This window comes from Streptomyces ficellus, from assembly GCF_030406405.1.
Classification (GTDB): domain Bacteria; phylum Actinomycetota; class Actinomycetes; order Streptomycetales; family Streptomycetaceae; genus Streptomyces; species Streptomyces ficellus_B.
This window is the reverse complement of the sequence record NZ_JAUEPL010000038.1, coordinates 1-24,050: the sequence shown is the minus strand read 5'-3', so window position 1 is coordinate 24,050 and position 24,050 is coordinate 1. Positions and strand designations below refer to the sequence as shown.

Annotated in this window: 18 protein-coding genes; 8 read left to right on the top strand and 10 right to left on the bottom strand. The window is 71.6% G+C overall.

Annotation, left to right across the window (positions count from 1 at the left end; genetic code table 11):
- Positions 1–5: 5 nt before the first annotated feature.
- The 6 genes from QWM81_RS22395 to QWM81_RS22370 all read right to left on the bottom strand — a co-directional run bounded on the left by QWM81_RS22395 (position 6) and on the right by QWM81_RS22370 (position 8,179).
- Entirely contained in the window at positions 6–1,748 is a 1,743-nt protein-coding gene (locus tag QWM81_RS22395; RefSeq protein WP_290114062.1) for a branched-chain amino acid ABC transporter permease, read from the bottom strand.
- A gap of 5 nt (positions 1,749–1,753) precedes the next feature.
- Positions 1,754–2,686: a branched-chain amino acid ABC transporter permease gene (locus tag QWM81_RS22390; protein WP_290114060.1), complete on the bottom strand. Its 933-nt coding sequence runs from the start codon at positions 2,684–2,686 to the stop codon at positions 1,754–1,756.
- Between the two features lie 102 nt (positions 2,687–2,788).
- The gene (locus QWM81_RS22385; RefSeq protein WP_290114058.1) at positions 2,789–4,024 is read right to left on the bottom strand and encodes a branched-chain amino acid ABC transporter substrate-binding protein; all 1,236 of its coding nucleotides are present in this window, start codon (positions 4,022–4,024) and stop codon (positions 2,789–2,791) included.
- 350 nt (positions 4,025–4,374) lie between these two features.
- A complete protein-coding gene (locus QWM81_RS22380) occupies positions 4,375–4,887 on the bottom strand; it encodes a hypothetical protein (protein ID WP_290114057.1) in 513 nt (170 codons plus the stop codon).
- A 431-nt stretch (positions 4,888–5,318) separates the two neighbouring features.
- Positions 5,319–5,837 carry a PaaI family thioesterase gene (locus QWM81_RS22375; RefSeq protein ID WP_290114055.1) on the bottom strand — a complete coding sequence of 173 codons (519 nt, stop codon included), beginning with the start codon at positions 5,835–5,837 and terminating at the stop codon, positions 5,319–5,321.
- Between the two features lie 62 nt (positions 5,838–5,899).
- Positions 5,900–8,179 carry an FdhF/YdeP family oxidoreductase gene (locus QWM81_RS22370; protein ID WP_290114054.1) on the bottom strand — a complete coding sequence of 760 codons (2,280 nt, stop codon included), beginning with the start codon at positions 8,177–8,179 and terminating at the stop codon, positions 5,900–5,902.
- Positions 8,180–8,302: 123 nt separating this feature from the next.
- On the opposite strand from QWM81_RS22370, the gene polA reads away from it, so the two are divergent.
- Positions 8,303–11,011, top strand: coding sequence for a DNA polymerase I (polA, locus tag QWM81_RS22365; RefSeq protein ID WP_290114053.1), 2,709 nt, complete (start codon positions 8,303–8,305; stop codon positions 11,009–11,011).
- Between the two features lie 171 nt (positions 11,012–11,182).
- Here the strand turns inward: polA and QWM81_RS22360 are convergent, their stop codons facing one another.
- On the bottom strand, positions 11,183–12,010 hold the full coding sequence (locus tag QWM81_RS22360) for a DUF4184 family protein (RefSeq protein WP_290114052.1): 828 nt from the start codon (positions 12,008–12,010) through the stop codon (positions 11,183–11,185).
- A 204-nt stretch (positions 12,011–12,214) separates the two neighbouring features.
- Here QWM81_RS22360 and QWM81_RS22355 point away from each other — a divergent pair, with 204 nt between their 5' ends.
- The gene (locus tag QWM81_RS22355; protein WP_290114051.1) at positions 12,215–13,900 is read left to right on the top strand and encodes a lytic transglycosylase domain-containing protein; all 1,686 of its coding nucleotides are present in this window, start codon (positions 12,215–12,217) and stop codon (positions 13,898–13,900) included.
- A 118-nt stretch (positions 13,901–14,018) separates the two neighbouring features.
- Here QWM81_RS22355 and hrpB read toward each other — a convergent pair whose 3' ends face one another.
- Both hrpB and QWM81_RS22345 read right to left on the bottom strand, forming a co-directional pair.
- On the bottom strand, positions 14,019–16,499 hold the full coding sequence (hrpB, locus tag QWM81_RS22350; RefSeq protein ID WP_435372422.1) for an ATP-dependent helicase HrpB: 2,481 nt from the start codon (positions 16,497–16,499) through the stop codon (positions 14,019–14,021).
- A complete protein-coding gene (locus QWM81_RS22345) occupies positions 16,499–17,293 on the bottom strand; it encodes a class I SAM-dependent methyltransferase (protein WP_290114047.1) in 795 nt (264 codons plus the stop codon). Before QWM81_RS22345 ends, hrpB begins: the two co-directional genes overlap by 1 nt.
- A gap of 376 nt (positions 17,294–17,669) precedes the next feature.
- Between QWM81_RS22345 and rpsA the strand changes: the two genes are divergently transcribed.
- The 4 genes from rpsA (at position 17,670) to QWM81_RS22325 (ending at position 21,626) form a co-directional block, all read left to right on the top strand.
- On the top strand, positions 17,670–19,172 hold the full coding sequence (rpsA, locus tag QWM81_RS22340; RefSeq protein WP_290114045.1) for a 30S ribosomal protein S1: 1,503 nt from the start codon (positions 17,670–17,672) through the stop codon (positions 19,170–19,172).
- A gap of 347 nt (positions 19,173–19,519) precedes the next feature.
- A complete protein-coding gene (locus QWM81_RS22335; RefSeq protein ID WP_290114043.1) occupies positions 19,520–20,458 on the top strand; it encodes a PAC2 family protein in 939 nt (312 codons plus the stop codon).
- A 78-nt stretch (positions 20,459–20,536) separates the two neighbouring features.
- Positions 20,537–21,160 (top strand): dephospho-CoA kinase, encoded by a 624-nt coding sequence (gene coaE / locus QWM81_RS22330; protein ID WP_290114042.1) that lies wholly within the window; start codon positions 20,537–20,539, stop codon positions 21,158–21,160.
- A 73-nt stretch (positions 21,161–21,233) separates the two neighbouring features.
- Positions 21,234–21,626: a tetratricopeptide repeat protein gene (locus tag QWM81_RS22325; RefSeq protein WP_290114041.1), complete on the top strand. Its 393-nt coding sequence runs from the start codon at positions 21,234–21,236 to the stop codon at positions 21,624–21,626.
- 39 nt (positions 21,627–21,665) lie between these two features.
- On the opposite strand, the gene QWM81_RS22320 is transcribed toward QWM81_RS22325, so the two are convergent.
- Positions 21,666–21,938 (bottom strand): DUF6343 family protein, encoded by a 273-nt coding sequence (locus QWM81_RS22320; RefSeq protein ID WP_290114039.1) that lies wholly within the window; start codon positions 21,936–21,938, stop codon positions 21,666–21,668.
- 336 nt (positions 21,939–22,274) lie between these two features.
- On the opposite strand from QWM81_RS22320, the gene QWM81_RS22315 reads away from it, so the two are divergent.
- Both QWM81_RS22315 and QWM81_RS22310 read left to right on the top strand, forming a co-directional pair.
- Complete coding sequence (locus QWM81_RS22315) at positions 22,275–23,750, top strand: carboxylesterase/lipase family protein (protein ID WP_290114037.1); 1,476 nt, start codon at positions 22,275–22,277, stop codon at positions 23,748–23,750.
- Positions 23,751–23,831: 81 nt separating this feature from the next.
- Positions 23,832–24,050, top strand: a 219-nt coding sequence (locus QWM81_RS22310; protein ID WP_290114035.1) for a hypothetical protein, incomplete at its 3' end; no start/stop codon positions are given.

The following is a 24,050-nucleotide window of genomic DNA, read 5'->3' as shown; positions in this document are numbered from 1 at the left end:
GGTGGTCACGCCCCCGCCTTCGCCGTGCCGGCCGCCGGGTCGTCGGTCAGCTTCTGCTGCTGTGGTACGTCGAGTTGGCCGGTCTCGTGGTATTCGAGCTGGGCGCGCCGGTTGGCGATGAGGCCTTCGGGGCGGAAGCGCATCAGCAGGATGAGCGCGATGCCGAAGCCGAGGAGCTGGTAGTCCTTGAGGAATTCCAGCTTGGCCGGGATGAGGTAGAGCAGGGAGGCGCCGAGCAGGGGTCCGCTGATGGTGCCCATGCCGCCGAGGATGACGGCCGCGAGGAGGAACGCCGAGTTGGGTGGCACGGGGCCGGCGAACTGGTACATCTCGGGGACCACGGTGCTCTGTACGTGGGCCTGCACGGTGCCGGCGAGGCCGGCGAGCGTGGCGCCGAGCGCGAAGGCGATGAGCTTGACGCGGAAGCCGTTGATGCCCATGGCCGTCGCCGCGGTCTCGTCCTCGCGGATGGCGACCCAGGCGCGGCCGATGCGGGAGTTCTGCGCGCGGCTGAAGACCAGCACGACGAGGATCATCGCGAGCAGCATCAGCAGGTAGTAGTTGGCGTAGGAGCCGAGTTCCATGCCGAGGACGGTGTGGGGTTCCCCGAAGTCGTACCCGAAGAAGTTGAGGTCGGGGATGTTGGGGATGCCGTTGGGGCCGTTGGTGATCTGTGGTCCCGATTCGCCGTCGAGGTTGAGCATGACGATGCGGAAGATCTCGCCGAAGCCGAGGGTGACGATGGCGAGGTAGTCGCCGCGCAGCCGCAGGGTGGGCGCGCCGATGACGACGCCGAAGATCAGTGAGACGACGGCGCCGGTGAGGACGGCGGCCCAGAAGGGGAACTGGATGTCGAAGGCGGAGGCGGTCGATCCGGAGACGATGGCGGCGGTGTAGGCGCCGACGCCGAGGAAGGCGACGTATCCGAGGTCGAGGAGGCCGGCGAGGCCGACGACGACGTTGAGGCCCAGGGCGACGGTCGCGAAGATGAGGATGTTGACCGCGATCAGGGTGTACTGGTCGGTGCTCTGGGTGAAGGGGAACGCCGCGGCGGCGACGAAGGCCGCGATGACGGCGATGCCGCGGTATGTGGCGGTCAGTGCCGAGAAGCGCTGGACGAGTCCGGCTTTGATCAGCGCGGCGACGGCGAAGCCGAGGGTGATGAGGTAGCCGATGAACAGCTCGGGGTACTCGGTGTCGATGCCGTAGGTGACGGCGTACAGGCCGATGGCGAACGCGGCGACAATGATGAGGATCTCGGCCCAGGAGGGGAGTTCCTTGGGCCGGCTGAGCGGGCGGGCGTCGTCGGGGAGCCGGAGTGCCGCGAGGGGGATGAGGGTGGCGACGGCGGCGACGAAGCCGCCGGGCTCCAGGTTGACCAGGCCGCCGAGCTCGACGGCGATGGCGAGGACGGTGTACCAGGTGGTGCCGAACGCGCCGAGGGCGAGGAGCTTGAGGGGCTTGTTGGCGCCGGCGGGGGTGAGCCAGCGCAGGCCCTTGGTGTCGAGGGCGGCCAGTGCGAAGAGCACCAGGAGCGCGCCGGCGACGAGGGTGAGGACCTGGAGGCCGCCCGGGTAGCCGTAGACGGTGAGGTCGCCGGGGAATTCGGCGGTGTACGTCCAGGAGAGGAACGTGCTGGCGATGGTGGCGACGCCGCCGAGGGCGACGGTCCAGTACAGGGGTCCGGTGCCGGTGGCGGTGTCCGCGGTCGGCTCGGGGGTCTTGAGGGTGGTGGTGTCTGTGGTCATGGTTCTCACGCCCTGTCCGCGACGCGTTCGCCGAGCAGTCCTTGTGGCCTGAAGAGCAGCACGAGGATGAGTAGCGAGAAGGCCCATACGTCCTTCCAGGCGCCGCCGCCGAACTGCTCCATGCCGGGGATGTCCTGCACGTAGGCGATGGAGAGTGTTTCGACGATGCCGAGGGCGACGCCGCCGACCATGGCGCCGTAGATGTTGCCGATGCCGCCGAGGACGGCGGCGGTGAAGGCCTTGAGGCCCAGCAGGAAGCCCATCTCGAAGCGGATCTGGCCCTTGTCGAGGCCTTCGGCGACCGCCGCGACGGCGGCGAAGGCCGCGCCGATGGCGAAGGCCATCACGATGATGCGGTCGGTGTTGATGCCCATGAGCTTGGCGGTGTCCGGGTCCTGGGCGGTGGCCTGCATGGCGCGGCCGCTGCGGCTCTTGGAGACGAAGAGGCCGAGGGCGAGCATGCACAGCGGGGCGGCGGCGAGGACGAACGCGTCGGCGCGGGAGATGGCCAGGTTGCCCAGGATCTTGAACGATTCGCCGGTGAACTCGGGGAAGCTGACGGGTCCCTTGGCGCCGGGGTAGAAGCGCCAGACGAGTTGCTGGAGGGCGATCGACAGGCCGATCGCCGTGATCAGCGGGGCGAGGCGGGGGGCGCCGCGCAGGGGCCGGTAGGCGAAGCGTTCGGCGGCGGTGGCCACCGCCACGGACACGATCGCGCCGCCGATGAGCATGAGGGGCAGGGCGACGGCTATGGATATGCCGCTGGGGAGGATCGTGTACGTGGCGAGGGCACCGAAGCCCCCGATCATGAAGATCTCGCCGTGGGCGAAGTTGATGAGCTGGACGATGCCGTAGACCATGGTGTACCCGATGGCGATCAGACCATAAAGGGCGCCGAGGGCCAGGCCGTTGGCCAGCTGTTGCGGCAGTTCGTTCACCGCAGGGCCTCCGATGAGCGTGTCGGATATGAGTCCGCGCGAGGGCGCTGTTTGCGCCCTCGCGCGGCTTGGTTCAGTTCGGTGCGGGGCAGTGCGGGGTGATCAGTCCTCGAAGGTGGCGGACTTGACGTCCTTCCACTCGCCGCCCTTGACCTGGTACACGGTGAGCTGCTTGTTGGTGGTGTCGCCGTACTGGTCGAAGGAGACCTTGCCGGTCACACCGTCGAAGGAGACCTTCGACATGGCCTCGACGACCTTCTCGCGGGCGTCGGCCGGGACCTTGCCGTCGTTGTCGGCGACGACGGCCTTGACGGCCTGGATGATGGCCCAGGCGGCGTCGTAGGAGTAGCCGCCGTAGGCCGCGTACGGGTCCTTGTAGCCGGCCGCCTTGTAGTCGGCGATGAACTTCTTGGCGGTGGGGAGCTTTTCGACGGGGAAGCCGACGGAGGTGGCGAGGTCACCCTCGTTGGGCTCGCCGGAGGCCTTGATGAACTGCGGGTCGTAGATGCCGTCGCCGCCCATGGTGGGGATCTTCGCGCCGGCCTTCTTGACCTGGTCGGAGAGCAGGCCGCCCTCGGGGTACTGGCCGCCGAAGTAGACGGAGTCCGCGCCGGAGCTCTTGATCTTGTCGGCGGTGGAGGAGAAGTCGGTCTCCTTCACGGTGACGCTGTCGGTGCCGACGACCTTGCCGCCGAGGCGCTGGAACTCCTTGGAGAAGATCGCGGCGAGACCGGCGCCGTAGGTCTGCTTGTCGTTGACGACGTAGACCTTGCGCTTCTTGGCGTCGTTGTAGAGGTACTGGGCGGCGAAGCGGCCCTGGATGACGTCGGTGGTGGCGGTGCGGAAGTACGTGTTGAACGGGCGCTTCAGCTCGCCGGAGCCCCACTTGTCGCCCTGGCTGAGTGCCGGGTTGGTGTTGGCGGGGGAGACCTGTGCCAGGTTCGCCTTGGCGAAGACGCCCTGCATGGACTGGGAGACGCCGGAGTTCAGCGGGCCGACGACGCCGAGGACGTCCTTCATGCCGACGAGTTTGGTGGCGTTCTGCTGGCCGGAGGCGGGGACGGCCTGGTCGTCGAGGGCTTCGATCTTGAAGGTGACGCCCGGGACCTCGTTGTTCTTGTTGGCCGTCTGTACCGCCAAGTCGACGGAGTTCTTGATGCCCTGGCCGAGTGCGGAAAGAGATCCGGTGAGCGGAGCGTCGACGCCTATGACGACGGTCGTCTTGCCACCGTTGTCCCCGCCACTGCCCTTGCTGTCGTCGCGCGATCCGCAGGCGGTGAGGGTGAGTGCCCCCGTGGTGAGCACGGTGGTGAGGATGAGCAAGGAACGGTGTCGCACGATGAGTCCTTTCCTGGCGCGGCCCCCTCGAGGTGAGGTGCCGTGTGGTCGCCGGGCCGCACTGGGTTGGTACGCACTGGATAGGTACTGACCGTGCAGCAGTCGCGCCCGGCGGCGCGGTGACTGGCGGTGACTCTAAGCGCAGCCGGCGGAGTCCGGGAACATGGGAGTCAGGATGTGACTGTCTTGTTATGCCGGATGGGAGAGAGCGTGTGTGAGGTGTGGACAGATACGCGTTTTCCGGTCGCAGCCACTCCGCTCACATAGTGAGAATGCCCAGTTCCGCTAAGGGGCTTGGGCCGATCTTGGTCCTGACAGGGGTCTGGGTCCCCACACGCCTGGCAGGGGGTTCACCCGGGGGCCGGGGCGGGTGATCCGGCCTCTTCCGCATTGCGGATGGGTAACGCAGTGTTACGTCGAGATGGTGTCCGCTCGGTCGTCGTGACCGGTGGCGGGGTGACCGTCGTCGTGGTGGGCCGCCAGTTCTGCGAGCTGCCGGTGGCGCCGTTGGCCGCCTCGCATCGCTGCCGCGCGCGGCGGTCGATCAGCCGTATCGCCGCCTCGCGGCCTTCGCGGCGCTCGGCGGCGCGGGCGGCGGCGACCACGTCGTCGTGGATGGTCAGCTGTTCGTTGGACAGGCCCTTCTGTTCCCAGTCGAGCCCCGCCCAACTGCTGTCGTCGATGGCCTGCTTGGCCCAGTGGGACACGAGGCTGGTGCAGATGTCGGCAGGTGTGCCGCTGTGCGGTGCGGGGGGTCCGGATTGCGAACAGCCGGTCGTGGCAGGGGCGATGAGCAGCGCGCATAGCGCCGGCCCGGCGGCCGCGGCGCGCCGGCCTGCTCCGGGGCGGCCGGTGAACCTCATGCGGCAACGCTAGGCGGTCACCTTCGGTCACACAATGGCACTGGCTTTTCCGGGTGTTGCGGGCTGGTGGTGTCCGATGCCGTCCGGTGTCGCTGGGGCGGAAGCGGTGGGATGGGCACGTGCGTCCCGCGTGATCGTCACGCTCACAGGCCCCTGCGGGCGGCGGGCGCGGTCCCGAAAGCCGCCCGGATGTGGGGTACGGGGGTGGCCCGGGCCCCGGCTCGGTGCCGGGCGGGCGCGGGTGCCGGCAGGGCCGCTGACGACGACCCGGTGCCGCGGGGCGCGGCGGAACACCGTCAGCCGGTCTTCTCCCGCGCGGACGCCGCCCACCCGGCGGGGGCTCGGCGAGTCGGCGACGGAGAGCGACGGAGAGCGGCGGTACGGGAGGGCGCCGGGCCGGACGCGGATGACGGGCCGGGCCGGGCGGCGCGTCAGGCCGCCGGTGAGTCCGTGCCCCCGGCGGCGCCGGGCGCGGGGATGCCGTCCGCGTCCTTGGGGGAGGCGTCGCGCAGCAGGCAGGTCAGGCGGGCCGTGCAGACCCGCTTGTCCTGCTCGTCGGTGATGACGATCTCGTACGTGGCGGTGGAGCGTCCGCGGTGGACGGGGGTGGCCACACCGGTCACCAGTCCGCTGCGCACGCCCCGGTGGTGCGTGCAGTTCAGGTCCACACCGACGGCGATCTTGGAGACGCCGCCGTGGAGCATCGAGCCGACCGAGCCGAGGGTCTCGGCGAGGACGGCGGAGGCGCCGCCGTGCAGCAGCCCGTACGGCTGGGTGTTTCCCTCGACCGGCATGGTGCCGACGACGCGCTCCGCCGACGCCTCAAGGATCTGCACACCCATGCGGTTGCCGAGGTGACCGGCGGAGAACAGGGCGGGCAGGTCCACACCGAGCGTGGCGTACTCGTCGAGGACCTCTTGCGGGAACTTCACGTGTGTCTGCTCGCCCATGGGGCCGGCTCCGATCGTCGTACCGTCGTGTCCCTGCTCTGCCGTGCAGCCTGAGCAAACGCTCAGGTGGGCGGCGATTGTTCCAGACGCACGATCACGGACTTGCTGGCGGGGGTGTTGCTGACGTCGGCGGTGGCCTCCAGCGGCACGAGGACGTTCGTCTCCGGGTAGTACGCGGCGGCGCAGCCCCGCGCGGTGGGGTAGTGGACGACGCGGAAACCCGCCGCGCGGCGCTCGGTGCCGTCCGTCCACTCGCTGACGAGGTCGGCGTAGGCGCCATCGGCGAGGCCGCGCACGGCCGCGTCGTCGGGGTGCACCAGGACCACGCGGCGGCCGCCCTTGATGCCCCGGTAGCGGTCGTCCAGGCCGTAGATCGTGGTGTTGTACTGATCGTGGGAGCGCAGCGTCTGCAGCAGCAGCCGGCCTTCGGGGACCTGGGGGTACTCGACGGGAGCGGCGGTGAAATGGGCCTTGCCGGTCGGGGTCGGGAAACGGCGCTCGTCGCGCGGGGCGTGCGGCAGGGCGAAGCCGCCCGGGCGGGCGATCCTGGCGTTGAAGTCCTCGAAGCCCGGCACCACGCGCGCGATGCTGTCGCGGATCGTGGCGTAGTCCCGCTCGAACTCCTCCCAGGGTGTGGCGGAGGCGGCGCCCAGCACGGCCCGCGCCATGCGCGCCACGATGGCCGGCTCGGACAGCAGGTGGGGGCTGGCGGGCGGCAGGTTCCCACGTGAGGCGTGGACCAGCCCCATGGAGTCCTCGACGGTCACGAACTGCTTGCCCGCTTCCTGTACGTCCTTGTCGGTGCGGCCCAGCGTGGGCAGGATCAACGCGCGCCTGCCGGTGACCGCGTGCGAGCGGTTGAGCTTGGTCGACACGTGCACGGTGAGGCGGGCCTTGCGCATGGCGGCCTCGGTGACCCCGGTGTCGGGGGTCGCGCCGACGAAGTTGCCGCCCATCGCGAAGAAGACCTTGGCCTTCCCGTCGCGCAGCGCCTGGATGGCGCGGACCACGTCGAAGCCGTGGTGGCGGGGCGAGGTGATGCCGAACTCCCTGTCCAGGGCGTCCAGGAAAGCGGCCGAGGGGCGCTCGAAGATCCCCATGGTGCGGTCGCCCTGCACATTGGAGTGGCCCCGCACGGGGCAGACACCGGCGCCCGGGCGGCCGATGTTGCCGCGCAGCAGCAGGAAGTTGACCACTTCGCGGATGGTCGGCACGGAGTGCTTGTGCTGGGTCAGGCCCATGGCCCAGCAGACGATGGTGCGCCGCGAGTCCAGGACCATGCGCAGCGCCCGCTCGATCTCGCCGCGCTCCAGCCCGGTGGCGGCGAGGGTCTCCTCCCAGTCGGCGGCCCTGGCGGCGGCCGCGAACTCCTCGTACCCATGGGTGTGATCCCGTACGAACCGCTCGTCGACGGCGCCGTCGCTGTCGAGGATCAGCTTGTTGAGGAGGCGGAAGAGGGCTTGGTCGCCGCCGATGCGGATCTGGAGGAACAGGTCGGTGAGCGCGGCGCCCTTGAGCATGCCCAGTGGGGTCTGCGGGTTCTTGAACCGCTCCAGGCCCGCCTCGGGCAGCGGATTCACCGAAATGATCTTCGCACCCGCGGCCTTGGCCTTCTCCAGGGCGGACAGCATGCGCGGATGGTTGGTGCCGGGATTCTGCCCGGCCACGATGATCAGGTCCGCGCGGTGCAGGTCCTCCAGCGAGACGCTGCCCTTGCCGATGCCGATCGTCTCGGTCAGCGCCGAGCCGGACGACTCGTGGCACATGTTGGAGCAGTCGGGGAGGTTGTTGGTGCCGAACTCGCGGGCGAAGAGCTGGAGCAGGAACGCGGCCTCGTTGCTGGTGCGGCCGGAGGTGTAGAAGACGGCCTCGTCGGGGGAGTCGAGCGCCGTCAGCTCCTCCGCGATGATCTCGAAGGCGCGCTCCCAGCTCACCGGCTCGTACCGGTCGGCGCCCTGGGCCGCGTACATGGGGTGGGTGATGCGGCCCTGCTGGCCCAGCCAGTACCCGCTGCGGGTGGCGAGGTCCGCGAGGGGATGGGCGGCGAAGAAGTCCGGCGTCACCCGGCGCAGCGTCGCCTCCTCGGCGACGGCCTTCGCACCGTTCTCGCAGAACTCCGCGATGTGCCGCTTGTCGCCCTCGGGCCAGGCGCAGCCGGGACAGTCGAAGCCGTCCTTCTGGTTCACCTTGAGCAGGGTGCGCGCGGTGCGGGCCACCCCCATCTGCTGCTGGGAGATCTTGAGGGTGTGCCCGATCGCGGGGAGCCCGGCGGCGGCGTGCTGGGGCGGCGCGACCTGCGGCGCGTCCTGGACCGGGTCACCTGTGGGCGGCTTGCTGGCCATCGCGCTCCCCCTCGAGCGGTTGTCTCCTGTGTACGTCTGCGATCCTGTCACGTGGCACTGACAACGGCGGACTCAAGGCCGGCTCGGTCGGCATTGTCAGTGGGCCGTGGCAGGATCGTCCCCGTGGTAGAGACAGCATCGAAGAAGACCGACGACAACCGTCCGCGCCTGCTCCTCATGGACGGGCACTCCCTGGCGTACCGGGCGTTCTTCGCGCTGCCCGCGGAGAACTTCACCACCGCGAGCGGCCAGACGACCAACGCGATCTACGGCTTCGCGTCGATGCTGGCGAACACGTTGCGTGATGAGTCGCCCACGCACTTCGCCGTGGCGTTCGACGTGTCCCGCAAGACCTGGCGCTCCGAGGACTTCCCCGAGTACAAGGCGAACCGCTCGAAGACCCCCGATGAGTTCAAGGGGCAGGTCGAGCTGATCGGCGAGCTGCTGGACACCATGAACGCGGAGCGGTTCGCGGTGGAGGGCTTCGAGGCGGACGACGTCATCGCGACGCTCGCCACCCAGGCCGAGGCCGCGGGCTTCGAGGTGCTGATCGTCACCGGCGACCGCGACTCCTTTCAGCTGGTCTCCGACCACGTGACCGTGCTCTACCCCACTAAGGGCGTCTCCGAGCTGACCCGCTTCACCCCTCAGAAGGTCCAGGAGAAGTACGGACTGACCCCCGCGCAGTACCCCGACTTCGCCGCGCTGCGCGGCGACCCGTCCGACAACCTGCCGGGCATCCCCGGTGTCGGTGAGAAGACCGCCACGAAGTGGATCAGCCAGTTCGGTTCGTTCGCGGAGCTGGTCGAGCGCGCCGACGAGGTCAAGGGCAAGGTCGGCCAGGCCCTGCGCGACCACCTGGAGTCGGTCAAGCTCAACCGCCACCTCACCGAGCTGGTGCGGGACGTGGAGCTGCCCAAGACGGTCGTGGACCTGGAGCGCCGGCCGTACGACCGGACGGCGTTGAAGGGGTTCCTGGAGGTCCTGGAGATCCGCAACCCGAGCCTGCGGGAGCGGCTGCTGTCCGTCGACCCGGGCGCGGAGGAGGAGCAGGCACCGGCCACGGCCGCCGGTGTGGAGCTGGACGGCACGGTCCTGGGCGCCGGCGAGCTCGCCTCCTGGCTGGAGCAGCACGGCGGGCAGCCGCTCGGCGTGGCGACCGTCGCGACGTGGGCCCTGGGCGTGGGCAACGTCAGCGAGGTCGCGCTGGCCGCTGCCGACGGGAGGGCCGCCTGGTTCGACACGACCCAGCTGGACGAGGCCGACGAGAAGGCCTTCGCCGCGTGGCTCGCCGACCCCGCCCGGCCGAAGATCATGCACAACGCCAAGGAGGCGCTGCGGGTCTTCCCCGAGCACGGCTGGCACATCGAGGGCATCACGATGGACACCGCGCTGGCCGCCTACCTGGTCAAGCCGGGCCGCCGGTCCTTCGCGCTGGACGCCCTGTCCGTCGAGTACCTCCACCGCGAGCTCGCCCCGGCCGCCGCTGACGGGCAGCTGGCCTTCGGCACCGACGAGCAGGCCGAGGCCGACGCCCTCATGGCCCAGGCCCGCGCGGTGCTCGACCTGGGCGACGCCCTCGGCGAGAAGCTGGAGGAAGTCGGCGCGGTCGAGCTGCTGCACGACGTCGAACTGCCCACCTCCCTGCTGCTGGCGAGGATGGAGCGGCACGGCATCCGTGCCGACCGCGCCCATCTGGAGGCCATGGAGCAGCAGTTCGCGGGCGCGGTGCAGCAGGCCGTGAAGGAGGCGCACGCCTCTGTCGGGCACGAGTTCAACCTCGGTTCGCCCAAGCAGCTTCAAGAGGTGCTCTTCGGCGAGCTCAACCTGCCCAAGACGAAGAAGACCAAGACCGGTTACACCACGGACGCGGACGCGCTGGCGTGGCTGGCCGCGCAGACCGAGCACGAACTGCCGGTCATCATGCTGCGCCACCGCGAGCAGGCCCGGCTGCGCTCCACGGTCGAGGGCCTGATCAAGACGATCGCCGCGGACGGCCGCATCCACACCACCTTCAGCCAGACGGTCGCGGCCACCGGACGCCTGTCGTCCACCGACCCCAACCTGCAGAACGTGCCGGTGCGCACCGACGAGGGCCGCGCCATCCGCCATGGCTTCGTCGTCGGCGAGGGCTTCGAATCCCTCATGACCGCCGACTACAGCCAGATCGAGCTGCGGGTGATGGCGCACCTGTCGGAGGACGAGGGCCTGATCCAGGCGTTCACCTCCGGTGAGGACCTGCACACCACCGTCGCCTCCCAGGTCTTCGGCGTGGCACGGTCCGCCGTCGACGCGGAGATGCGCCGCAAGATCAAGGCGATGTCGTACGGGCTGGCGTACGGGCTGTCCGCCTTCGGCCTGTCCCAGCAGCTGAACATCGAGGCGGGCGAGGCGCGCGCCCTGATGGACACGTACTTCGAACGGTTCGGCGGGGTGCGCGAGTATCTGCACCGCGTGGTCGACGAGGCCCGCGCCACCGGCTACACGGAGACGATGCTGGGCCGCCGGCGTTATCTGCCGGACCTCAACAGCGACAACCGCCAGCGCCGCGAGGCGGCCGAGCGGATGGCGCTGAACGCCCCGATCCAGGGCACGGCCGCCGACATCGTGAAGGTCGCCATGCTGAATGTCGACCGGGCCCTGACCGAGGCGGACCTCACCTCCCGCATCCTGCTGCAGGTCCACGACGAAATCGTCCTGGAGATCGCCCCCGGGGAGCGCGCCCGCGTGGAGGAGATCGTCCGCCACGAAATGTCCACGGCGGTCGAACTGCGTGCCCCGCTGGACGTGTCGGTGGGCGTCGGCCCGGACTGGGAGTCCGCCGCGCACTGACGCCGTCGACCGGCTCCGGTCCTGCCCGCCGCGCCGCGAGCGGGCCGGAGCCGGAGCCGGGACTCCACCGCGCCGGCCGCCCTTCAACGCGGCAGGCCCCGGCGCGGCAGCCCTCGGCGGGGCAGGTCCCGGCGCGCAGCCCTCGGCGGGGCGGCCGACCTGGGCCTCGGCTCAGCCCGCTGGCTGCCGGGCACCGGCGTGGCGCAGCCGCATCCCCGCCCCGTACAGCAGCAGCCCGGCCGCGAGCCCCGCGCCCGCTCCGAAGCAGGCCGTAGGGATGATGTCCAGCGGCGTGTCGATCCGCCCCCAGTACGCGTACCACCGCGCGCACCGGTGCGCGATCCCCACCGCCACGCACCCGCCCAGCACTCCCGCCGCCAGCCACCGCCCCCGCCGCCCCAGCACCGGCACCCGCGGCAGGTCCGCCGCCGCCCCGTCCACGGGCACCCGGCGCAGCGCGCCGCCGGCGAACCACACCAGCGCGACCAGCGCGAGGGCGGAGCCGCCGTACTGCGCGTACAGATACACCGGGAAGCCGGCCACCACCTCCCCCAGGACGGGCAGGACCTTGGTGCCCCACCGGTCCGCGTGCGTGAACAGGTCCCACACCACATGCGTGGCCGCCCCGATGGCGGCCGAGACGTAGAACCAGACCGCCCGCGCCGCCGGGTGCCGCTCGCGCCAGGCCCGTCCCCGTACCAGCGCGTGCACCCGCCGCTGCCACCGTCCCGGCACGAGCGCGAGCAACGGCTCACGCACCATCAGCCACACCGCCACCAGTACGGCGGCGATGACCGTATCGACGGTGAGAATCCCCACCAGGCTGTGCGTGACGTCCCCGAAGAGCATCGCCCCCGGGATCGCCGTATCCGCAAAGTAGGTCATATCGGGCGAGAGCGACCCCATGACGAGCGCCGAGGCCACCAGGGGGCCGCGTGCGGTGCCGGTCCTCCGTATCCCCGGCAGTACTGCCGCGGCGTGGCTGAGCGTGAACGGCATGACTGTGCCCCCGAATTGGTCCCGCTGGTCAATGACGCTCAGTATGCGTGACGTTCCCTCACCCGATTCCGGGCGGCCCGGAGGTGACGAAAGCGTGAAAACCGGTCAGGTGACGGTGTCCCGGGGTGATGAGTTGACGTAAGGTCGCCTGAGTCATCGCGCTGGGGAGCGCGAAGGGCAGTCACACGGGGAGGGACCGGACGCATGGCAGCGCACATCGGCCGTCGGCTGCGCAAGGGAGCCACCAGCACCGCGGTCGCCGCCGCGGCGGTGGCCGCGCTCTCCGCCTCGCAGGCGCCGGGTGTGACGCCGTCCGCGGGCGGTGGCCCCGACCAGCGGGCGACCGACGCGACACCCCCCTCGGCGGACGGCACGGCGACCGGCAATTCCCCCTACTACACGGACCTGCCGCCGCTCAACACCCCCACCAAGCCCGGCGCTTCCATCGACCTGCCCGCGACGGGCGCCGCGGAAGCGGGCATACCGGCGACCGTTCTCGCGGCCTACAAGCAGGCCGAGCAGTACCTGAAGACCAACGACCCCGGCTGCAACCTGCCGTGGCAACTCCTCGCCGGCATCGGCAAGGTGGAGTCCGGCCAGGCGCGCGGTGGGCGCGTCGACGCCAACGGCACCACCCTCACCCCGATCCTCGGCCCCGTCCTCAACGGCGTCGGATTCGCCAACATCTCCGACACCGACAACGGCGCGTACGACGGCGACACCACGCACGACCGCGCGGTCGGCCCCATGCAGTTCATCCCCTCCACCTGGGCCGACTGGGGCCAGGACGCCAACGGCGACGGCCGCAAGGACCCGAACAACATCTACGACGCCGCGCGGGCCGCCGGTATGTACCTGTGCGCCAACAACCGGAACCTGGCGCTCAAGGCCGACCTCGACCGGGCGATCCTCAGCTACAACCGCTCCCAGGAGTACCTGCGAACGGTGCTGTCCTGGTTCGAGTTCTACAAGAACGGCAGCCACGAGGTGCCGGACGGCACGGGCGTTCTGCCGGTCGACCGCAGCGACAGCGGCGCGGGCACGACGCCCACGCCCACGCCCACGGTTCCCAGCCCCACCCCGACACCGAGCCCCTCGGTCACGCCGAAGCCGACCCCCACGCCCGCCCCCACGCCCAGCCCCGGCGCCACCAAGCCGACCCCGAAGCCCACGCCACCGTCGGCCCCCGCGCCCTCGCCGTCGCCGTCCGCCACCGTCACCCGCCTCAAGGACGCCGGTACGGGCACGCTGACCGCGATGGCGGGCACCCGGTTCGCGGAGCGGCCCGCCGTCACGGCGCTGAACGCGGCGGGCGAGCCGGTGGCCAGGGTGAGCGTGACGTTCGCCGTCGCCGGCGACACCGACTCCCGCTTCCCGGACGGTGCCACCAGCGCCACCGTCCTCACCGGCGCAGACGGCACCGCCACCGCTCCCGCGCTCCAGGCGGGCGAGCGGACCGGCGAGTTCACCGTCCGGGCCACTGTGGCGGGCCGTTCGGTCCCGGCGCTCGACTACACGGCGACCGTCACCGCCCGCCAGGCCGACACGCTCGCCCGGACGGACGGCAAGGAGCTGACGGCCAAGCCCGAGTCGCAGTTCGCCGACCAGGTCCAGGTGAAGGCGACCTACCAGGGCGCCGCCGCTTCCGGTGTCGCCGTGACCGCCACCATGATCACGGCCGCGGACGACGACACCGTGAACGCCAAGGGCCCCTACTTCTCCAAGGATGAGCAGGGAAACCCCATTCGCGTCCTCAAGGACCTGAAGACCGACGCCGATGGCCTGCTCACGCTCCCCAGGATGTACGCGGACGGTGAGACCGGCACGTTCCTGCTCCGCCTCACCACCACCGGCGGCGCGACCCTGACCATCGAGCTCAAGGTCGCCTGACCCGCCGCACGGACGCGCCGCAGGCACGGCACCGCAGGCACGGCACCGCACGGCCGCACGCACCGCACGGACGCGCCGCAGGCACGGCCGCACGCACCGCCTCTCCGGCGCCCGGCCGTCAGCGGTGCCCGTTCGTCCGGCGGGTGGGCTGCGCCGCCGAAGGGTCCTCCGGCCACGGGTGCTTCGGGTAGCGGCCGCGCAACTCGGCCCGTACGGCGCGGTAGCCGTCGCGCCAGAACGACGCCAGGTCCGCCGTGACGGCGGCGGGGCGGCCCGCGGGGGACAGCAGGTGCACCAGCACCGGAACCCCCGCTATGGAGGGCGTTTCGGCGAGGCCGAACATCTCCTGGAGCTTCACCGCCAGCACCGGCTGCTCGCCCTCGCCGTACTCCACCCGGATCCGCGACCCGCTCGGCACCTCGATCCGCTCCGGCGCCAGCTCATCCAGCCGGGCCGCGTCCCCGGTCGCCCACGGCAGCAGCCGCTGGAGCGCCTGCCCGGCGTCGATCCGGCCCAGATCCGCGCGGCGCCGCGCCCGCGACAGCTCCGGCTCCAGCCACTCCTCCGTACGCTCCAGCAGAGCGCCGTCCGACACGTCGGGCCACGGCGCACCCAGCACCCGGTGCAGGAAGGCCAGCCGCTGCCGCAGCTCCTGCGCACCCCGCGACCAGCGCAACAGCCCCAGCCCGTCGCGCCGCAGCCCGTCCAGGAGGGCGGCGCGTACGAGACCGGGGTCCGGGTCCCTCAGCGGCCGTACGGCCGCCTCGATGGCACCCAGCCGCTCCACGGCCCGCGCGACCACGTCACCGTCCTCCCAGCGCACCTCCTCCCGCGCCACGAGCAGATGTGCGGCGGCCGCCCGGGCGGTCTCCTCGTCCACCACGGCGGCCAGCCGCACGCGCGCGGAGGCGGCATGCGACGGCCGGTCCGCGACGGCGACGGCCAGCCACGGCGCGGCCCGCAACCGCGACCCCTCGCCCAGCTCCGCCCCGGTGCCCGAGGCCATCAGGAAAGCGCCCTCGCCCCGAGCCCTGGCAACCCGCTCCGGGTACGCGAGCGAGGTGACGGTCCCCACGACGGCGTCGTCGGGCGGGGCGGCAGCCGGTGCTCCCCAGGCGCCGTCCAGATGCCCCGCCAGCCGCCGCGCCTCCTGCCGCCAGCGCGCCCCGTACGCGTCGGTGCCCCGCCGCGCCGCCCGCCACGCGGCCGCCAGGTCGTCGCCGTACTCACGCGGCGGCTCCTCGCTCAGCAGGGCCACCACCTCCGCGGCCCGCCGCGCACCGACCGCCGGAGCGCCGTCCAGCAGCGCGCGGGCCAGCCGGGGGTGCAGACCCAGGCGGGACATCCGTACGCCCCGGTCCGTCGCCCGCCCCGCCGCGTCCACGGCACCGATCGCGCCCAGCACCGACCGCGCGGCGGCCATCGCGCCCTCGGGCGGCGCGTCCAGCAGCGCCAGCCCCGACGCGTCGGGGTCGCCCCAGGCGGCCGCCCGCAGCGCGAACCCAGTCAGATCGGCCACCTGGATCTCCGGCGCCGGAAACCGGGGCAACCGCGCGTCCTCCGCCTGGGCCCAGCACCGGTAGACCACTCCCGGCGCCTCCCGCCCCGCACGTCCCGCGCGCTGCCGGGCGGCCGCCCGGGAGGCCCGTACCGTCGTGAGCGAGCCGAGGCCCCGGGCATGGTCCATGCGCGGCTCACGCGCCAGGCCCGAGTCGACCACCACCCGCACACCCGGCACCGTCAGCGACGACTCCGCGACGGACGTCGCCAGCACCACCCGGCGGCCGCGATCGGCGCCGGCCAGCACCGCGTCCTGGACGGACGCCGGAGCCCGGCCGTGGACCTGGAGCACATCGGCGTCCACACCGGACAGCAGGCCCGCCACGCGCGCGATCTCCCCGACCCCGGGCAGGAAGCACAGCACGTCACCCGAGCGCTCGGCCAGCGCCCGCCGTACGACGGACGCCACATGCGCCAGCAGCGCCGGATCGACCAGCATCCCGCGCGGCGGCCGGACCGTCCCGGCGGCAGGCGCGTACACCACCTCCACCGGATGCGCCACGCCCTGCGCCTCCACCACCGGCGCACCGCCCAGCAGCCGGGCCCAGCCCTCCGCGTCCGTCGTTGCGGAAGCCGCCACCAGCCGCAGTTCCGGCCGCAGAGCGGCCCGTACGTCCAGCAGGAAGGCGGCCGCCGTATCCGCGTCCAGGTGCCGCTCATGGCACTCGTCGAGGATCATCACGTCGACCCCGGGCAGCTCCTGGTCCCGCTGGAGCCGCTGCAACAGGACACCGGTCGTCACCACCTCGACGACCGTCTCGTCCGACACGACCCGCTCGCCGCGCACCGTGAATCCCACCCGGCCGCCCACCCGCTCGCCCAGCAGCCACGCCATGCGCCGGGCCGCCGCCCGCGCCGCGATCCGCCGCGGCTCCGCCACCAGGACCCGCGCTCCGCGCTCGGCCAGCGCGAGCGGCACCAGAGTGGTCTTGCCGGTCCCGGGCGGGGCGCACAGCACCGCCGCCCCGTGCGTGTCCAGCGCCCGTTCCAGCGCGGGCAGCGCGGTCCGTACGGGAAGGTCCCGTGCCTGCGCACGCATCACGCGCGCTCGCACACGAAAATCGCCGTCCCAGGGATCAGGTTTCCGCGCAGCGGCGACCAGCCGCCCCACTCCTGGGTGTTCCAGGCAGGCCACTGCGGCTCGACCAGGTCCACCAGCCGGAACCCGCCGGCGACGACGTCCCGCACCCGGTCACCCATGGTCCGGTGGTGCTCGACGTACACCGCACGCCCTTCCTCGTCCTGCTCCACGTACGGAGTGCGGTCGAAGTAGGAGGCCGCCACCGACAGACCCTCCGGGCCCGGCTCGTCCGGGAACGCCCAGCGGATCGGATGCGTCACGGAGAACACCCACCGCCCGCCCGGCCGGAGCACCCTGTGCACCTCCCGGAAGAGCTGAACCGGATCGGCCACGAAGGGCACCGCCCCGTACGCCGAGCACGCCGCGTCGAAAGAGCCGTCCCTGAAGGGCAGCGCGCAGGCGTCGGCCTCCACCAGGGGAACGTCCTGTCCGATACGCAGGGCGTGCTGGAGCTGCCGGTGGGAGAGGTCCAGCGCGACGGGACGGGCGCCCTGGGAGGCCAGCCAGCGCGAACACTGGGCGGCGCCCGCACCGATCTCCAGGATGTCCAGCCCGGAGACGTCCCCCAGGAGCCGGGCCTCGGACTCGTCCAGCCCCTCGGGGCCCCAGACGAACCGGTCGTCGCCCAGGAACGCCCCGTGCTCGCACTGGTACTCGTCGGCGTTCCGGTCCCACCAGCCACGGTTCGCGCGGCTGCTCTCCGTGTCGCCTACGTGGCGCCGAGTGGCTTCAGGCTCGTACTCTTGGATCATCCCGCCCGCCGTTGTAATTTGCGCACTGCGCGCACCGGCGGTGCGCGACTGCGCGGCCACCGTGGCCGACTGCGCGGCCACTATGGCCTTGGGAAACATTAAATGTGCCGGGTATGTGACGTTCTGCCCCGGGTGTGCGCCTTCGCGCATTGACCGTCTCCGGCCGCCCCCGTATGCTAAAGGTTGCGCTGCGGGCCTGCGCGCCTCAGACGGAGCAGGCCGCGCTCGCATCTGTTGTATGTCCCCTCGGTTGTCGAGGCGCCACCCCTGGCGGGGAAGGGCGCTTCCTTGGCTGTCCGGCTTCTGCAGCTGCGATACGGGCTCTCGGCGTAGCAGTACCTACGACTTCAATGTCCGTACCGGAGCCCTTTCCCACATGACGAGCAGCACCGAGACCACCGCCACCACCCCGCAGGTTGCGGTCAACGACATCGGTAACGAGGAAGCCTTCCTCGCCGCGATCGACGAGACGATCAAGTACTTCAACGACGGCGACATCGTCGACGGCGTCATCGTGAAGGTCGACCGGGACGAGGTCCTGCTCGACATCGGTTACAAGACCGAAGGTGTCATCCCGAGCCGCGAGCTCTCGATCAAGCACGACGTCGACCCGAACGAGGTCGTCAAGGTCGGCGACGAGATCGAGGCCCTTGTTCTCCAGAAGGAGGACAAGGAAGGCCGCCTGATCCTCTCGAAGAAGCGCGCCCAGTACGAGCGTGCCTGGGGCACCATCGAGAAGATCAAGGAAGAGGACGGCATCGTCACCGGCACCGTCATCGAGGTGGTCAAGGGTGGTCTCATCCTCGACATCGGCCTCCGTGGCTTCCTGCCGGCCTCCCTCGTCGAGATGCGCCGTGTCCGCGACCTCCAGCCCTACGTGGGCAAGGAGCTCGAGGCGAAGATCATCGAGCTGGACAAGAACCGCAACAACGTGGTCCTGTCCCGCCGCGCCTGGCTTGAGCAGACCCAGTCCGAGGTGCGTCAGACGTTCCTCACCACCCTGCAGAAGGGTCAGGTCCGCTCCGGCGTCGTCTCCTCGATCGTCAACTTCGGTGCGTTCGTGGACCTGGGTGGCGTCGACGGTCTGGTTCACGTCTCCGAGCTGTCCTGGAAGCACATCGACCACCCCTCCGAGGTTGTCGAGGTCGGCCAGGAGGTCACCGTCGAGGTTCTCGACGTGGACATGGACCGCGAGCGTGTCTCCCTGTCGCTGAAGGCGACGCAGGAGGACCCGTGGCAGCAGTTCGCCCGTACGCACCAGATCGGTCAGGTCGTCCCGGGTAAGGTCACCAAGCTGGTTCCGTTCGGTGCGTTCGTCCGCGTGGACGAGGGCATCGAGGGTCTGGTCCACATCTCCGAGCTGGCCGAGCGCCACGTGGAGATCCCGGAGCAGGTCGTCCAGGTCAACGACGAGATCTTCGTCAAGGTCATCGACATCGACCTGGAGCGCCGTCGCATCAGCCTCTCGCTGAAGCAGGCCAACGAGTCCTTCGGTACCGACCCGGCCTCGGTGGAGTTCGACCCGACGCTGTACGGCATGGCCGCGTCGTACGACGACCAGGGCAACTACATCTACCCCGAGGGCTTCGACCCGGAGACCAACGACTGGCTGCCGGGCTACGAGGCCCAGCGCGAGGCGTGGGAGACCCAGTACGCCGAGGCGCAGCAGCGCTTCGAGCAGCACCAGGCCCAGGTCATCAAGTCCCGCGAGGCCGACGAGGCCGCCGCTGCCGAGGGTGGCGCCGCCGCTCCGGCCGGTGCCCCGGCGGGTGCCTCCGGTGGCTCGTACTCCTCGGAGTCGGACGACAACTCCGGCGCCCTGGCGTCGGACGAGGCCCTGGCCGCTCTCCGCGAGAAGCTGGCCGGCGGTCAGAGCTGAATTCCCGGCTCACCGCTGAGCGGTAGCAGTAGCTAGCACTGAGGCCCGTCCCCTGGAGGGGGCGGGCCTCAGTCGTGTGTGATCCCCGGCAGGGAAGGGCCTCCATCGTGTGGTTCCCGGCAGGTGCGCATGGGGGGTGCCTTCCCGTCAGGTCGCGTGGGTGTACGCCGGGCGGGGATCTGAAGCGGCGTGTGGCCCCGTGACGGTAGGGAGGGGGTACCAGCAGGCGAAGGTCTCGACCACGTGGGCGTCAAAGGGCGCGTGGCGGACCGGATATGGCCCCTGCGCGGGGAATGTGCCCACGGCGAGTGACGTTCTTCCTACGGACACGAGGAGGAGCGGTAATCGTGCTTGATCCGCAGGGTTTGTACGAATGGGAGCCGAAGGGCCTGGCCGCCGTCGACATGGCGCTGGCCCAGGACTCGGCCGGCCTGGTCATGCTCTACCACTTCGACGGATACATCGACGCGGGTGAGACCGGCGAGCAGATCGTCGACAACCTGCTGGACTCGCTGCCCCACCAGGTGGTGGCCCGCTTCGACCACGACAGGCTCGTGGACTACCGGGCCCGCCGCCCGCTGCTCACCTTCCGGCGCGACCGCTGGAGCGGGTACGAGACCCCGAGCATCGACGTCCGTCTCGTGCAGGACGCCACGGGTGCGCCCTTCCTGCTGCTGTCCGGACCCGAACCCGACGTGGAGTGGGAGCGGTTCGCCGCCGCCGTACGTCAGATCGTCGAACGCCTCGGTGTGCGGCTTTCGGTCAACTTCCACGGCATCCCCATGGGCGTCCCCCACACCCGCCCCGTCGGCCTCACCCCGCACGGCAACCGCACCGACCTGATGCCGGGCCACCGCAGCCCCTTCGATGAGGCGCAGGTACCGGGCAGCGCCGAGGCGCTGATCGAGTACCGCCTCATGGAGGCCGGGCACGACGTCCTCGGCGTCGCCGCGCACGTACCGCACTACGTGGCGCGGTCCGCGTACCCGGACGCCGCGCTGACCGCCGTGGAGGCCATCACGGCGGCGACCGGCCTCGTCCTGCCGGGCATCGCGCACTCCCTGCGTACGCAGGCACAGCGCACCCAGACCGAGATCGAGCGCCAGATCGGCGAGGGCGACGAGGAACTGGTCGCGCTGGTGCAGGGGCTGGAGCACCAGTACGACGCGATGGCGGGAGCCGAGACGCGCGGCAGCCTGGTCGCCGAACCGGTGGACCTGCCCTCGGCCGACGAGATCGGCCGCGAGTTCGAGCGGTTCCTCGCCGAGCGGGAGGGCGACGCCTAGGGCCCGTCCGGTCGACCGGGCCGGGACAGGACCCACGGCCCTGGAAAGATCGGGAAGGCAGGCCCTAGGCTTCCGGTCATGCTGAAGGTGGGGTTGACCGGCGGAATCGGTGCCGGAAAGAGCGAGGTGTCGCGGCTGCTCTCCTCGTACGGGGCGGTGCTCATCGACGCCGACAAGATCGCCCGCGAGGTGGTCGAGCCCGGAACGCCCGGGCTGGAGGCCATCGTGGCGGCATTCGGCCCGGACATCCTCACGCCTGACGGCGCCCTCGACCGACCCCGGCTCGGCTCCATCGTCTTCTCCGACGCCGACCGGCTGGCCACGCTCAACGGCATCGTGCACCCCCTCGTCGGCGCGCGCTCGGCGGAGCTCGAAGCGGCCGCGGGGCCGGACGCGGTGGTGGTCCACGACGTGCCGCTGCTGACCGAGAACGGCCTGGCGCCGCTCTACGACCTCGTCGTGGTCGTCGACGCCTCACCCGAGACGCAGCTGGACCGGCTGGTACGGCTGCGCGGCATGACCGAGTCCGAGGCCCGCGCCCGGATGGCCGTACAGGCCACACGGGAGCAGCGGCGAGCCGTCGCGGACATCATCATCGACAACGACGGACCGCTGGAGGCCCTGGAACCCCAGGTCCGCAAGGTCTGGACGGAGCTGAGGGAGCGGGCCGCCCGCCGCTCATCCGGGCCCGGCGGCGCCTGATCCGCACCCGTGCCACAGGAATACCGCCCGTCCCGCAGACGTTGAACCGCCGGAGCGAGGGAAGGATGCGAGTGTGCCCGAGACCAACCCGGAGACCCACGTCATCGACTTCCGCGCGGCGGAGCAACTGCTCGCCGCCCGGGACCCACGCGGAGCCGTCAAGCTGCTCGACTCCGTGATCGCGGCCTACCCCGAGAACACCGCCGCCCGGCTGCTGCGTGCCCGCGCCTTCTTCGCGGCCGCCCAACTCCGGCCGGCCGAGCTGGAATTCGAGCTGGTCCTGGAGCGGGAGCCGGACAACGCGTTCGCCCACTTCGCCCTGGCCCGCACCTTCCAGCGCTCAGGCCGCCCCGACCGGGCCAAACGCCACTTCCGCCTGGCGGCCGCTCTCGACCCGAAGCCGGAGTACCTGGAAGCCGCACGCTTCCCGGTCGACTTCCCGTCCGATCTGCCGCCCGAGGAATAAGGCCGCTCCCTCCCGGCCCGGCAGCTGCCCGGGCCTGCGTCACCGGCCGCGCGGGCTGCCGTCCCCCGGCTCGTACGGGGGTATGTCCCGGCCCGGTTGGTAGTGCGGGCCCTGGCGGATGTGGCGCACGATGAACCCCAGGTCCACCAGGATGACCACGCACAGCAGTCCGCAGGCAGCCGCCCAGCCGGGGCGGCCGGCCAGAGCGAAGGCCGCCGTTCCTGCTCCCGCCCAGATCAGGCCCCAGACGCTGAGCCAGAACCGGGTCCGGAGGGGACTGCGCGCGGTTCTCGGTTCACTGCCAGTACGCATGGTGATCGCCCTCCTGCGGGGCGGGTACCCGGCCGAGCGGTGTCCGACCACCTGGGCCCACGCGAAGGGGTATCCACCGCCGTATGAGAGGCATCCTCGCCGTCCCCGGCGGTGATCGCGTGGACGCGTCGCCACCGGAACGCGGAGCTCCTGGAGCTGGCCCGTAGGCGGCTGTGAGCCGCGGCACGGCGTGCTGCGGGGCGTGGCGTGCGGCGGGGCGTGGCGTGTGGCGGGGCGTAGCGTGCGGCAGGGCGCGGTCGTCCGGCTCAAGGGCGGCCTTTACGCGGGCGAGGGCGGCGCGGTACGAAAGACTGGGCCTGGTGGCGGGCGGGGCACATGAGCGGAGGGGCACAGATGGGGCCGGTGTGCACGACCCAGTACGGCGTGGTGCGCGGAAAGGCGTCGGCGGGCGGGGTCGCCTCCTTCCTCGGCGTCCCGTACGCCGCCCCGCCCTTCGGTGAGCTGCGCTTCCGGCCAGCGGCCCCACCGCGCGCGTGGAGCGGGATACGGGACGCGACCTCCTACGGCCCCACCCCGCCGAAGGCCCCGTACACCCCTCCCTTCGACGCCCTCCTCCCGGAGGCCACGATTCCGGGAGAGGACTGCCTCAACCTCAACGTATGGACGCCGTCCCCCGGCCCCGGCGCCCGGCTGCCGGTCATGGTCTGGCTGTACGGAGGGGCCTTCGCCAACGGGGCGGCGTCCTCGTCCGCGTACGACGGCAGTGCCTTCGCCCGGGACGGCGTGGTGTTCGTGTCGCTCAACTACCGCCTCGGCGTGGACGGGTTCCTGCACCTGGACGGCGTGCCGGACAACCGGGGCCTGCTCGACCAGATCGCGGCGCTGGAGTGGGTACGGGACAACATCGCGGCCTTCGGCGGCGACCCCGACCGGGTGACCCTCTTCGGTGAGTCGGCCGGCGCGATGAGCATCGGCGTCCTGCTGACCCACGCACGGGCGCGCGGCCTGTTCCACCGGGCGATCCTCCAGAGCGGAGCGGCGCACCACTTCCTGCGCCCCCCGTCCGCCCGCCGGATCACCGCGCGCCTGGCCGAGAAGCTGGCGATCGAACCGACCGCCGACGCCTTCGCCGCCGTACCGCTCGGCCGGTTCCTCGCCGCGCAAGCGGAACTGCGCGGCGAGATCGGCGCCCGCCCCGACCCCGCCCTGTGGGGTGAGGCGGCGCTCAACGCGATGCCGTTCGAGCCGGTGACCGAGGGCCTGGCGCTGCCGGGGCCCGACTGCGGCGTCGACCTGCTGGTCGGCAGCAACCGCGAGGAGTACCGGCTGTTCCTCGTCCCCACCGAGCGGCTGCACCTCCTGTCGGAGGCCAAGCTCCGGGCCACCGCCCAGGCCTACGGCCTCGACCCCGACAAGGCCCTCCCGGTCTACCGGGACGCGCGACCGGGCGCCGCGCCCGGCGAGCTGTTCGACGCGATGGCGACGGACTGGTTCTACCGGATCCCGGCGATCCGGCTGGCCGAGTCGGTGCCGGGCTCGCACATGTACGAGTTCGCCCGGCGCTCCACCGCCTTCGACGGGCGGCTCGGCGCCTGCCACGCCGGCGAGCTCGCCTATGTCTTCGACCGGCTCGGCGACCCGGTGTACGCGCCGATGACCGGCGAGGACCCGCCGCAGGCCGTGGCGGACGCGATGCACGGGGCGTGGGTGGCGTTCGCGACGACCGGCGAGCCGGGCTGGGCCCCGTATGACCTGCAGAGCCGTACGACGATGGTCTTCGACGACGTCGGGCCGGGCGTGGTCGGTGACCCGCGGGCGGCGGAGCGGGCGCTGTGGGAGGGGGTGCGCTGACGGCGCTCGGACCGATTGTCAGACCCCACCCGTAAGGTCGTAGATCCAGGACACGACCAGGGTTGAGGGAGGTGACCGACCATGCGGCAGCAGGCGCTGCACACCTTCGCCGCGGTGTTCCTGCCCGCCGCGCTGCCGCGCGAGGGCAGGGTCGCCTTCTGGTCACCCGACGGCCGCCCCCTGCCACCGCCCACGCCACCGCCCGCGCCACCCCCGGCCGCCCCGATCGGTCCTGCCGCCGCGCCGGGTTCGGCCGCCACGCCGGGTCCGGCCGCCACGCCGGGTCCGGCCGCCGCGCCC

Bases quoted from the DNA above. Each gene is read 5' to 3' on its own strand.
- QWM81_RS22395 (WP_290114062.1), bottom strand. From the start codon at position 1,748: ATGACCACAGACACCACCACCCTCAAGACCCCCGAGCCGACCGCGGAC.
- QWM81_RS22380 (WP_290114057.1), bottom strand. From the start codon at position 4,887: ATGAGGTTCACCGGCCGCCCCGGAGCAGGCCGGCGCGCCGCGGCCGCC.
- QWM81_RS22355 (WP_290114051.1), top strand. From the start codon at position 12,215: ATGGCAGCGCACATCGGCCGTCGGCTGCGCAAGGGAGCCACCAGCACC.
- QWM81_RS22370 (WP_290114054.1), bottom strand. From the start codon at position 8,179: ATGGCCAGCAAGCCGCCCACAGGTGACCCGGTCCAGGACGCGCCGCAG.
- coaE (WP_290114042.1), top strand. From the start codon at position 20,537: ATGCTGAAGGTGGGGTTGACCGGCGGAATCGGTGCCGGAAAGAGCGAG.
- QWM81_RS22345 (WP_290114047.1), bottom strand. From the start codon at position 17,293: ATGATCCAAGAGTACGAGCCTGAAGCCACTCGGCGCCACGTAGGCGAC.
- QWM81_RS22375 (WP_290114055.1), bottom strand. From the start codon at position 5,837: ATGGGCGAGCAGACACACGTGAAGTTCCCGCAAGAGGTCCTCGACGAG.
- hrpB (WP_435372422.1), bottom strand. From the start codon at position 16,499: ATGCGTGCGCAGGCACGGGACCTTCCCGTACGGACCGCGCTGCCCGCG.
- QWM81_RS22360 (WP_290114052.1), bottom strand. From the start codon at position 12,010: ATGCCGTTCACGCTCAGCCACGCCGCGGCAGTACTGCCGGGGATACGG.
- rpsA (WP_290114045.1), top strand. From the start codon at position 17,670: ATGACGAGCAGCACCGAGACCACCGCCACCACCCCGCAGGTTGCGGTC.
- QWM81_RS22315 (WP_290114037.1), top strand. From the start codon at position 22,275: ATGAGCGGAGGGGCACAGATGGGGCCGGTGTGCACGACCCAGTACGGC.
- QWM81_RS22320 (WP_290114039.1), bottom strand. From the start codon at position 21,938: ATGCGTACTGGCAGTGAACCGAGAACCGCGCGCAGTCCCCTCCGGACC.